Genomic DNA, 12,451 nt, shown 5'->3' with positions numbered 1-12,451 from the left:
GTGTCTCGGAGCCGGTGATACGCTTGGGTGGTTCCTTGAGGCGCATGAGTTGCCGGCCTGCGGTGCCGGATAGGGGGCTACCCATGAAGCATGTATCGTCCGATTGCAGGTTTTGCCGGTTTTGTTTCCGTATCGGCGGGATAGCCCTTGTCGCGATTGGAGCCGCTTTGGTCACGCCATTCTTCGTCGCTCTCGCGTCGGAAGTCCCCGCTTCTCAGGAAAACGCCGCTACGTCCGAGTTCGATGTAGTTCCCTTCGCGCTGCCCAATACGCCCGCTAACGAGGTCTGGTTTGAAGATCCCCGCGACATTGTGAAAGTGGTCGTCGAATACTCGGGCGAGCCACCGGCAGGCCTCTCTTATCTCCGAAAGACCTGGCCCGAGACGCGCGTCGAGGCGCGCCAGGCCGGGGATACCGTCGGGGGGTTCGGTTGGATTCATCAGGACGATTGGTTCAATTCGGAGTGGACTCCCGCCGCGGTCAAAACCGAAGGCGGGGACCGGTCCATCGCGTTCGTGTTCGAAAAGCTGCAGGCCGAGCTCGATTCGCTGGCTGGCAGCGACGACGCCCGGGCCGGACTCGAGGGCCTCCTCCGCGACTACAACGTCGGTTACCGCCGCACCCAGGGGCTTCGAATCGACGGCATCGCCCCGGAAGAAGTCAGGGCGATACGCATTTTCACAGCATCGCCGGCCACCGAAACAACCCTCCGTGTCGAGTTGGACTCCGGCGGCAGGACCTCCGCCGAGAGCGTTGCTCTCTCCGGCTATAACGCTTCCATCGAATCGGTTGAGCCGGTCAGCGGCGTCGAAGTGGTGGGGGAGAAGGTCGTCCTCGGAGCGGGAGACTCGCGCGCGTTCCGCGTTCGGGTGCGCCATCTGGAGCCCGGGCGGGACCATAGCGGAGACGAAGGCCTCGTGACCTTCGACATGGGCGAGGATGCTTTTACAATCTCTCTCGTCAGCCTGGCCCAGGAAGGCCCGGTCTGGTTCCCTGAGATGGCCGCATACATCGCTCGCGAAGAGGATGCCATTCCTTTCAGCGAGTACCGTGCCTCCATCGAGAACGCCTGCACGATCGCGCAACGCGTTGCCCAGAGCGGCGAACAGTCCCTCCGCGGCGCGTACAACGGCCAACCGCGTCCCCACTGCGTAAGCTACAACATCGGGTGCACGCACGCACGCCAGCGCTTCTGGGTCGAATCCAATGGCGACCTCGTGCTGTTCAAACGGAACGTGACCTGGGTCGAGGGCAAGGACACGGCCCGTTTCAAGAGCAGGGAAAGCGCGCGCCTCTTCTTTGGCCTCGACGATTGGGCCCCGATAGCCCGGTTCGTGGACCCGGCCCCCGTGCTCGCGTATAACGTGCACGCGCGAAAAGGCGCGCTTCAGGCCGAATACAAATCCTTCGCCGTACCGCTTCTGACCCCTATCGCGAGTGAGTCCTGGGCCGGGGACGACCCCATGGCGGCCCTTGCGCGGTTCCGTTTCAGGAATGATGGCGACCAGCCCGTGCTGGCTGCCATGCCAATCCGTTATTCGCAGGATTCCGGCCGTTCAAGTGACAACACGACGCCCCCCAGCCCCCTGGACGCGCTGGCGATTCAGGGCAATGGAATCTACAGCGATTTCGAAGGGAATCCGGCGCTCCGATGCACCTTTGAGACCGGGATGCTGCCCGTTTCCCGTGATGACGAGGTCGTGTTCGAGAAGCCCCTCGCGCCGGGCGAGTCCTGCGAGCTCATTCTCCGCGTTCCCTTCATCGCTCTGGAGTCCGGCTCAGAACTGGCGGCTCTTGATGGCCTTGATTTCGACCGGTGCGAGCAGCAGGTCACTGCCTATTGGCGCGAAGTGGGTCGCCGGGGCGCGCAAGTCGTCACGCCCATTCCGCAACTCAATGCGCTGTACGCCGCGCACTTGGCGCATGTTTATGTCACCGATTTTCTCATGCCCGGCGGGAGCGGCCTCATCAACACATCCGTAGGCACATCCACCTACGGAAATTTCAGTAACGAGTCCTGCATGATCGTCAACGAGCTGGACCAGCGCGGCATGCATGAAGACGCGCGCCGCCGCCTTGAGCTGTGGGTCAAATACCAGGGCACGGTCCCTCAGCCCGGCAACTTCACGGACTACGATGGCATGTATTTCGGCGCGGGCGGTTTCGAGCAGGGATCGTACAATCAGCACCACGGATGGGTGTTGTGGTGCCTCTGCGAACATTACCTGCTTACACAGGACAAAGCCTGGTTCGATAGCGTCGCCGGCTCGGTGATCGACGGCGCGGACTGGGTCTTCCGCCAGCGGCGCAACACCATGACCGATTTGCCCCATTCGCGCGGCTGGGAGCGCGGGTTCCTGCCCGCGGGAAGCCTCGAAGACGTCACCGACTTCTACTACTGGCTTTCGACCAATGCGCTGACTTGGCGGGCAACCGACCGGGCCGCACGGGCGCTTGAGAAAGCGGGCCATCCGGAAGCCGCGCGCGTTCGCAGCGAGTCCGACGCCTACCGCGCCGACATCACAAAAGGTTTCGAGATCATGCGGCGGCAGGCGCCCCTCGTGCGCCTGTCCGACGGCCGCTGGGCGCCCCACTATCCCAGCCGCCTGTACCGCCGGGGACGCGAGATCGGCTGGATTCGCGAGGTGCTGGAAGGCTCGGTATATCTGCTGCTCTCAGGATTGTACGAGGCCGACAGTCCACAGGCGGCCTGGATTCTCGATGATTTCCAGGACAATCGCTATCCGAAGCCCCCGTACGGCTATTTCATGGAGGATTTCGAGCGCATGTGGTTTGACCGCGCTGGATTCTCTTTCCAGCCCAACCTGCTGGCCGGTCTATTGCCGTACCTCGAGCGCGATGAGCCGGAGGTTTACATCTGGATGTTCTTCAACGCGTGGAACGCCTGCTATCGGGAAGAGATCGACGCCATGGTCGAGCATCCGCTTCCCTGGCTTGGCTTCTCAAACCATGCCCACTTCAAGACCAGCGATGAAGCGAACGCCGTTTCCTGGCTCCGGTACATGTTTGTGTATCCCACGGACGAGGCCCTGTACTTCGGCAAGACCCTTCCGCGCGCGTGGTTTGCTCAGCAGGAACCATTCGGCGCGAGCGGCGTCGCCACGCACTACGGCAAGGCCGGCGTTCGTTACGAGCCCCAGCTGGACGCCGGTCGGCTTGCGGCAACGGTCTCGCTCGACCTCGTAGAGCAGCCGCCGCGGACCGTCGTCCGATTCCGCCATCCCGACAAGGCGGCGGCCAAGCGCGTTCGTGTCAACGGCGCGCCCCATGAAGCGGCTGACCTCGAACGGGGCGATGTGGACATCTCGGGCATGAATGGCGAGATCAAGGTCGAGATAGAGTATTAAACGAGATGCTCCGTCAGGGGAGTATTGAATCACCCCGCAACCCTGGGGATAATTACGAGAAGGGGTGCAGAACTTCTCAGCCGTCGCCGACACTCCGAACCAATGAAGTATCGGGATATGCCCACGACAGAAACCGGGGAAGGGGAGGATGCGTCTCATGAAGCCCGTTCTGTTTTCCGTCAGCTATGCGGGACTCTGGGGACAAGCCAGCCTGTCGCTGACGGACTTCGTCCGGAAGGCGAGCGAGCTGGGGTATCCGGCGGTCGAAATCATGGGGAAACGGCCGCATTTATCGATTCTGGACGCCACGGACGAAACGGTGTCTGAACTGCGGGACGCGGCCCGGTCGGCGGGCATAGAAATCGCGACCATCGCCGGGTACACGGATTTCACGGCGGGCAAGACGGCTGCTGAAGTGCCCTTCGTCGAAATGCAGGTCGCGTATGTACGAACGCTGGCCCGGCTGGGACGCGAGCTCGGCGCATCGGTCGTGCGCGTCTTCACGGGGTATACGACGGAACCGGAGTCCGCGCAGAGAGACTGGGCAAAGTGCGTAACGGCCGTTCGCGAGTGCGCAGCCGCTGCACATGAGTACGGGCTCGTGTTGGGGGTTCAGAACCATCACGACGTGGGGGTTGGCACGGACAGCTTCCTCGAGTTCTTGAACGACGTTGACCATCCCAACTGCCGGGCGATGTTTGACCCCTGGTCGCCGGCGTTGCATGGTGACGGCCTGTACGAATGCGCGAAAGCGTTGGCGCCTCACATGGTGCAGACAACCTTCGCCGACTATGTCCGCATGAAACGGTTTGCCTATATGCCCGGGCTGATCAACTATCGCGAATTGCCCGCCATGGTGCGGGCGGTGCCGCTCGGCGACGGCTTCGTCGACCTCACTGCATTCTGGGCGGGCCTGAAGGACGGCGGATTTGACGGCTACGTGGCCTATGAGATGTGTTCGCCCCTCCGTGGCGGCGGGTCAATGGAAAACCTTGATGCAACGGCATCCAAAAGCCTCGCTTTCATTCATCGTTTGATCGCCGGAACATCCTGAGCACACGGTTCATTTGTTTTAAGAACGCGAGAATGAGAAAGAAACGCTGTCGCGCTTTGCGTACGGCCGGAAGGAGTCAGAGTCATGCGTACGCCTTATCTGTTCTGCTCTATAGTGGCCTTCTGTCTTGTGCTTGCTCCGTGTACCGCCGCATGGGCGGGCGCCGCTGAGAATGGCGCAGTCCGGTACTGCCGGTTTCAATCGGGAGAGACCATCGCGTACGGCATCGTTGAGGGAGACCGGGTCCGGGAACTCTCGGGGGACCTGTTCGGCACCTGGGCCAAGACGGGTCGAACCCATGCCTTGGCGGAGGTGCGGCTTCTGGTGCCAACTACGCCGACCAAGGTATTGGCCTTGGCTGGAAACTACAAGAGCCACATCGGGGGCCAGACACCCTCGGCGCACCCGGAAGTCTTCTTCAAGGTTCCCTCCGCGCTGGTGCCCACCGGCGCCGATATTGTGATTCCTCGGGGAACGGAGGAGGTACATTACGAGGCAGAAATGGTTATCGTCATCGGTAAACGCGGCAAAGACGTGCCGGTCGAGCGCGCGTTGGAACACGTATTCGGCGTTACCTGCGGCAATGATGTGAGCGCACGCGATTGGCAGCGCGGCGATATCCAGTGGTGGAGGGCAAAGGGGTCGGATACCTTCGGCCCGTGTGGACCGTTCATCGTGTCGGGTGTGGACTACAACGCATTGCAGATCCAGCTGCGGCTCAACGGCGAGGTGAGACAACTTCAAAACACGCGCGACATGGTCCATGACGTCGCCGGGATCGTGAGTTGGATCAGCCGCCATGTGACCCTCGAGGCCGGCGACCTTATCTTCACGGGCACGATGGGAACCACCCAGGCCATGAAGCCCGGCGATACGGTAGAAGTGGAACTCGAAAACGCTGGCATTCTCGTGAACAAAGTGGCCGCATCCGCTGGCGCGCCCGCCGAATGAACGCTGGGGAAACGCTGTCCGCTGGAATTGCAGTGCCCGCTCCCGCTTGGATTTTTGGGGGACGGCCGCTATAGACTGTGGTGCGCCGTTGACAACACAGGGTCCGCCGGCTCGTTCTTGCTGCAAACAGACCAAGGTGCGAGGAACAAGCGATGGAAACGCCGCTGGCGCGTGGTTTTGTTCCAGAACGAGAACGACGGACGAACTTGAGGTAAGCTTAAGAAGGGCTGTTTGCATGGCGCGCCCGAAATACTGTCTATCGTCAGAGAAAGCGGCCAGAGGGTTTCTTGAAAGGCAGTCAGAATGAGCGTACCCGGGAAGGCCCCAGACACCAAGACCTGTCACCATGATTGAATTAGAGCGTGCAGCGGTCTTGGAGGGGTCGGGACGCGGGGCTTTCGTCGGCCAGTGAGACATGACGTCGGAGGGAACTATGGTGAACAAGTCAAGGCCCCTCTTCTTCACAAGAGCGATCGCAGCCGCACGCAGCACTCTTTCGACGAGGCTTGGCGGAGGACTCGTCTTCTTGGCAATTGGGGTCCTCGGACTTCCGGCTTTCGCCGAACCCATGTACCCGATAGTAATCGATGGCTTATTTGGAGATTGGGCGGATGTGCCTTCGTATACAGATCCCGTTGACGATACGCACGACACCGATCATGACGGGCCCTTCGACGTGCCGGTTCATGTACAGCACGAAGACGTGGATCTCGTCGAGTTCAAGTTCACGCACGACGAGGAGAACTTATACGCGTATTTCCGGGCGACAGGCGTGATCGGAAGCACCCAGCACGAAAGCGCCGGAACGCCGGGACGGTACTACGTCATTGTGACTATCGACGTCGACAGCGATGACGCCACCGGATACTGGCTTCACGAAGGCGGCTACTATCCGACGTCCGCGGGCTACGACATGAATATGGAGGTTGAGTATTACAACGGCGCATTCAATACGGGCCACTACCTCAACCATGGCTGTCTTGACGAGGCCGAATTCCTGGCAGCCCAGGCCGACCAGGCAAACGGCATCGTCGACGTACGACCGGGGACCTATGATTGGTACACGCAATGGGTCTGGTGGGACACGCCACAGGGGAATCCCGGCGAGATAATCCTTCCCGACGGCTCAAGCACCATTATCTGGGTACAGGACAGGGGGCCCGTGTATCAGGGCATACTCGAGATTGCATTATCGCCGGATGGGCGCCAGGCAGAGGTCACGGCGCCGTTCCGCGGGTTCATGAAGTATCCGGATGGAAGTCCCATCATTGCCTTGGGGAGAACTATCGATGTCTCGTTCTCTCTGGAGGCAAGCGGAGAACTGGCCATCGGCGGGGAATGGGCCTCGGACACGGCGGAACCCATCATTGGGTACTACCTCGACTCCGACAACGAGGATGTATCCGCATCCCGCTCGTTCTGGTATTACAAGTATGCATCGCCGGGGGTCGAAGAGATCTCGGTGACTATCGACAACAAGGGAGCGGACGACTTGACCGCCCTGGAGGTGGTTGAAGAGCTTCCGGCGGGTTGGACGTTTGACTCGCTGGCGGGCTGCGACCCGCCGGGATGCGGTCCCGCGACAAGCCCGAGTTCCGGCGCAACCGGCACGCTCGAGTTCGTGTGGTCGTGTATCCCCGCGTTCCCGTATACGTTTACGTACAGGGTGAACGTGCCCTTGGGCCAGACAGGCGACAAGACCTTCTGGGGAGGCGCGCTGTACCAGCGCGTGGGTGGTACGGCGAAAACGGCCGCCATTGGCGGTCTACGTTTGATACAGGAACGTATTCACCACACGCTGGACTACAATCCCGCGAACAACCTTATCAGTGTGTCGGAGATCCTGCGGGTAATCCAGTTCCATAACATCGGCGGCTATCATTGTGCGGTGGGAACGGAAGACGGGTACCAACCTGGACTCCCGGGAACGCCCGACCCCTCCTGGGTACCACACGACAACGACTACAATCCACAGGACTGGAAGATCAGCGTGTCCGAAATCCTGCGCCCGGTCCAATTCTATAACCTGGGCGGCTACCATGTTGCGGAAAGCACGGAAGACGGATACGCGCCCGGTCCCGCCGCCAAGGCGGGGATCGCGAAGGCCAGCGTTATCGGTGACGCGACTGCGCCAGCGCTGTACGCAACGCGCGGCATCGTGGCCAACGGAGACGCTTCGGACGTGAAGGTGACGTTCACGAGCGTCGGCGCCGAGCCGATCTCAGCCCTGGCCCTTGTGGAAGCGCTGCCGGCAGGTTGGACCTTCGATGGCGTCATTGATGCCTCGGAACCGCCCGCCATTGCGCCTGTCCAAGGCGACTCGGGCGAACTGAATTTTGTCTGGATTTGGCCGCCTGCGTTCCCCGCACACGTGACATACCGCATACGCTCAGAATCAGGTGAAGCAGGCGTGACCCGCCTCACCGGGACCGCGCTGTACCGCACCACCGGCTCCGAGCAGCAGGCACACGTGGCTTACGAACCCGACGGCTTCGCCGATGGGCACGCAGTAACCGGCGACATGAACGGCGACGGCAAGGTCGACGCGATCGACCTGCAACTCGTCATCAACGTCGCGCTCGGAGCTGCGCAAACGCTGACCGGCGGCGTCAACGCGCTCAATTGCGACGTCGATGGCTCAGGCGCTGTGAACGCCGTGGACGTACAAATCGTGACCATGGCGGCCGTCGGGTAAGCCGGAGGATACAACGGAGGCGTCCGGTGAACAACAGCGGCGCGGCTATGGGCACCAGGGCGACAAAGCCCTTTTGGTACGGTAAGGCGTTCATTCGTCCATCGTTCCTTCAGGTTCCCCGAAGCCAGGAGCGAATCTGGCAGGGAGGGAGAGCCAAGCCGTTGACGTCTTACCCCACGGGTTCTAGAATGACACGAAAGCGGCCCGCGCCTGTTGCGGGAAAATCCTTGCGCCGGGCATTGAGGCGCCGGGAATCTTGAGAGGGGAATATTCACGAACACGAGCCCAGAGAGGAGTGAGGATCATGTTGACGAGACGCACGCGCCTCCTTTGTGCAGCCTGCATGATGCTCGCTTCGGCGGCCTACTCCGCCGAGGTCGCGAGCCCCGCATCTAGACACTGGAAACCCGTCGCCGACAGCGTGTACTTCCAGGAGGTGGCGGAGAAGATTCCTACCCCTCAGCCGGCGACCGCCGTGGCCGTGTACGATGGTGCGGCGTGCGTGGTCACCGGCGGCGCCATACGCATCGCGCGCGACGGCGCGTTGCAGGATGCGCCCGGCGCTCCGAGTGGAGTACAGCGTTTGCGCGTGCTGGATGGCGCGTTATGGGCCACGACCGAGACCGGCGTCTACCGCTGCGAAGGCAAGGCCTGGCAGCGCGTCGACGAGCGGCCTTTCGTGGATTTGTGCCTGCATCTCGGCGCCGTATATGGAGCGACGCGTGATGAGCTCTTCCGGTTCCAGAACGGCAGTTTCGTGAGCATCACGCCGGAGGGCGGCTATCTCTCCAGCGATTCCACTGTTGTGATGGAGGATTTTTCACAAGTGCTGGCTGACCCGGTTCGCATCGGCCCGATTGAGCGCATCGCTTCCTATAGTGGCACTCTGTACTTGCTTCTTCCGGGCAGATTGGCCCTGATTGATATTGACACCTTCGTGCCTGACCCCGTCGACTGGGGAATGTTGCCTTCCGGCAATACGCGCGACATGATGGCCCAGGGCAGCCGCCTCTATGTCGCCACCGACCGCGGCGTGGCCGTTTTGCGCGGCATGGCCATGACCGCCCTGCGCGGCCAGGATGGACTCCCCTACGAGGACACCACGTGCCTGGCCGAGGGGTTCGATGGCGATCTCTGGATCGGCACCACGCGCGGCGCGATCCGAAAAGTGGGGGAGGAATTCCACTACTTCGGCGCGGACCACTGGCTTCCCGGCGATGGCGTGCGCGATATCGCCGTGGCCGAACGGACCGTGTATGCCGCCACGGACGCGGGCCTCGCTATCATCCGCTACGAGCCTTACACGTTGGCCAGGAAGGCCGCGTTCTACGAACGCGCGCTTGAGGAGTGGGGACACAAGCGCCTCGGTTTCATCCACGCACTCTATTGGAGCGGCGATCAGGACGGTTGGCTGCGCGAGATCAGCGACAACGATGGAGGATATACCGCCCACTATCTCGCCGCCATGACGTTTAAATACGCCGCCACCGGCGACAAGCAGGCACGCGCGGAGGCGGTCGATGCGTTCAAGGCCATGATCTGGCTCGACGACATTACCCCCTCGCCCGGCTTCATCGCCCGCGCCATCTGGTCTGTTAAAGGCGACCGGGGCCAAATGTCGGATCGCGGTTCGGGCGGTCTCCCTGCGAAGTGGTATCCAACCAGCGATGGCCTTTGGCTCTGGAAGGGCGACACCTCGAGCGACGAGGTAAACGGCCATATCTACTCGGTAGCGTTATTTCACGATCTCGCGGCAAAAGGGGCGGAGAAGGAGCGCGCCAAAGAGCATATCGCGCGTATCGCCGCCCACATCATGGACAATGGCTGGGTGCTGCGTGACATGGACGGCAAACCGACGCGATGGGGGCGGTGGGATCCGGAGTACCTGCTGACTCCTTATGGGTTTGAGGCGCGCGGGCTTAACGGCATGGAAGCCCAAACCTACATGATCACCGCGCAAGCGTTGACCGGCGACGCGAAATACCAGGAGGGCCTCGAGCAGCTGATGAAGTGGCGCTATCACCGGTACACCGTGCGCCAGAAGTTGACCTTTCCGCCCGATTCGGTTGTTCCGTGGGATGACGAGCTGGCTTTTCGGTGCTACCATCCCTTGCTCACCTACACCAAGGATCCCGGGCTGCGTTCCGTCTATCTGCGAAGCCTGGAACGCAGTTGGGAAGTAATGCGGATGCAGCACGTGCCGTTCTTCAACTATATATACGGCGCCCTCACCGGAAACGATTGCGAAGAAGAACAGGCCGCCCGACACCTGCGTGAGTGGTCGCTCGACACGGTGAACCATAGCTACACGAACTCCTGCCGATGCGATCTCGGTACGGAGCGCGGCTATGTGGCTTACGGGGGAGGCACGCGGGCCATGTCACCGCGTGAAACCGAGGCCAAGGACGGAAGCCGCAACGCGCTCGGATACGACGGCCGCCGAGCGGGAAAGACCGTCACGCCGCCCATCGGTTGGCTCGAAGACTACTGGATGGGCCGTTACTATGGCTTCATCGAAGCGCCAAAGACCGGCGACCCGGCGCTGACGACTGTCGAGGACCGGCCGGGACGCCGCCTGGGTGCGGCGCCGTATGACGGGCCGCCGCGTCCATCCGGCCTTATCCCGGGTGAGCGATAAGAGATCAAGGCCCGGCGGCGGGTGGCAGATGGCCTTATCGCGCGCTCAAAAGGCTCTAATGAGGTCATGAACAGTTCTCGTGACGTGGGTGCCGCACGGCCTGTGTGTCGAGGCTTGAGATGTACCCAATACATTCTATGAAGGCACAAACCTTTTGCCGTCTGGCGGTCAGGTGGAGCAGATGGTCACCCTCTATCCGGGGTAGAGTACGTTGCCACGCCTATCAAAGTGAGTGTCGGACTGTGGCTTCTTGGTCATCTTCGCGAGGACCTCTCTGACCGTTCTTCGGGTGGGCTCGTTAATCTCGGTCCGTTCATCCTTGGTTCCGCGATCCGCAAGAAGCCACGTTCTGTAATCCCGGCAATCGCCTGTCTCAAACGGAAACAGCCACCCCCGGATGCCCGAGGCCAGCAAGCCCGCCGCAAAGGGCCTCATTGAATAGCGACAGAGCACGAAAAGCCCCGACGAAAATTTCCCCTCATTGAGCGACGGGGCAAACACATCGAACAGTATGTCCTGAGCCGAAGTCATGATGTAGAAAGCGGCGCCTGCTTCAAGCGCCATGATTCCGAGCTCCCTGATTGCGCATTGCTGACAGCATCCAGGAACATCGCTTACTCTGGAGTGGAGCAGGTGTTCCAGGTAATGACAGTCATGGTTCGCCCTGCCCGACATGCACGATGGACTCATCGGCTTCAGGCAAAAACCGGCCCCTACGATCGATAGCGCGTCTTCGAGCCCTTGGCCAGCCCCTCCGGCACATACCTCGGTCATATCACCCGACAAGTCCAGGGCGCCGGAGTCGAGAATGGCCCGTGCGGCCTTCACGGGATGCGGCACGGCCACGCGTCTCAGAAACTGCCACCCGTATTCCCTCAGAAGGCTATGCAAACAGAATGCCCACACCATATTTCACTCCTGAGAGCAGCACCCGGCCGCCGTCTATAAGAGGACGCTTCCAAGCCAGGCCGGAACCACCTGCAATGCAGCGTTGTCCCATCCGTGTGGCGAGACGGCCTCGACCGCTGTCGAAACCACGGCTATCAGCGCAACCACGAGCAAAGATCCCCCTGACAATGAGAAGTGAGGTGAAACGCCGAGGCACGCGGTCAGGGCCAGTGCCGATACAATCAAAACGGAGCCGGAGCCCTCCAAACTGCGAATTGCGCGCACGCCGCGCATGGCGGGCGCACGATACTGGTGTTTGCCAAAGCGCGTCCCCACGGGTTCGGCGACAGCGTCTCCGAGTCCTGCCACGAGATACCCGAACACGGCCGCGCGCGGGAAAAAGATGTTGGTGATCAAACCCCCGATCAGCGTCGCAAAATATGGCACAACAACGTAATGCGTTCGTTTCGGCGCGTCCTTTTCCCGGGCTATCGCCTCGTACATGAAGTGGCCCGGGCCCCTGAGAAGCGCATACGCGATCACCAGAGTTGTCATCCCTCCAAACAGGGATACCCCCGAGGCCTCCCATATCCAGTGTACAACCACTACTGTGCCGAAGATAAGAAAATGAAATACCTTCCGCGTGTACCCAGTCTTCCAGTTCCAACGCGTTTTGAGAACCCCGGCAAACATCAAGCACGCCAGGGCCCACAGCAACGCCGCCGGACCGCCCACCGCGAGACCCTTCGCGCTCGGGATGCTCCCGGCGAAGAAATCCACAACATCCCTTCCGTATGAGGTCATATAGCCTCCGGATATGCCCGTTTCATCCCGTGTCTTCTTCCGGGCTGCACTTG

7 protein-coding genes are annotated in these 12,451 nt (G+C 61.3%); 5 read left to right on the top strand and 2 right to left on the bottom strand.

Features of this window, described 5'->3' with window-relative positions:
* Positions 1-83 precede the first annotated feature (83 nt).
* From PLJ71_11065 to PLJ71_11045, 5 genes are all read left to right on the top strand, one after another.
* A complete protein-coding gene (locus tag PLJ71_11065; GenBank protein ID HQM49218.1) occupies positions 84-3,368 on the top strand; it encodes a hypothetical protein in 3,285 nt (1,094 codons plus the stop codon).
* A 157-nt stretch (positions 3,369-3,525) separates the two neighbouring features.
* Entirely contained in the window at positions 3,526-4,422 is an 897-nt protein-coding gene (locus PLJ71_11060; protein ID HQM49217.1) for a sugar phosphate isomerase/epimerase family protein, read from the top strand.
* A gap of 84 nt (positions 4,423-4,506) precedes the next feature.
* Positions 4,507-5,373, top strand: coding sequence for a fumarylacetoacetate hydrolase family protein (locus PLJ71_11055; protein ID HQM49216.1), 867 nt, complete (start codon positions 4,507-4,509; stop codon positions 5,371-5,373).
* A 526-nt stretch (positions 5,374-5,899) separates the two neighbouring features.
* Positions 5,900-8,068 carry a dockerin type I domain-containing protein gene (locus PLJ71_11050; GenBank protein HQM49215.1) on the top strand — a complete coding sequence of 723 codons (2,169 nt, stop codon included), beginning with the start codon at positions 5,900-5,902 and terminating at the stop codon, positions 8,066-8,068.
* Between the two features lie 304 nt (positions 8,069-8,372).
* Positions 8,373-10,706: a hypothetical protein gene (locus tag PLJ71_11045; protein HQM49214.1), complete on the top strand. Its 2,334-nt coding sequence runs from the start codon at positions 8,373-8,375 to the stop codon at positions 10,704-10,706.
* A gap of 192 nt (positions 10,707-10,898) precedes the next feature.
* On the opposite strand, the gene PLJ71_11040 is transcribed toward PLJ71_11045, so the two are convergent.
* Both PLJ71_11040 and PLJ71_11035 read right to left on the bottom strand, forming a co-directional pair.
* Complete coding sequence (locus PLJ71_11040) at positions 10,899-11,270, bottom strand: hypothetical protein (protein ID HQM49213.1); 372 nt, start codon at positions 11,268-11,270, stop codon at positions 10,899-10,901.
* Between the two features lie 378 nt (positions 11,271-11,648).
* Positions 11,649-12,451 (bottom strand): hypothetical protein (locus tag PLJ71_11035; GenBank protein ID HQM49212.1); only part of this gene is annotated, 803 nt, incomplete at its 5' end.

It is taken from the genome of Candidatus Hydrogenedentota bacterium, from assembly GCA_035416745.1.
GTDB lineage: Bacteria > Hydrogenedentota > Hydrogenedentia > Hydrogenedentales > SLHB01 > UBA2224.
This window is presented reverse-complemented; position numbering and strand designations above follow the sequence as displayed.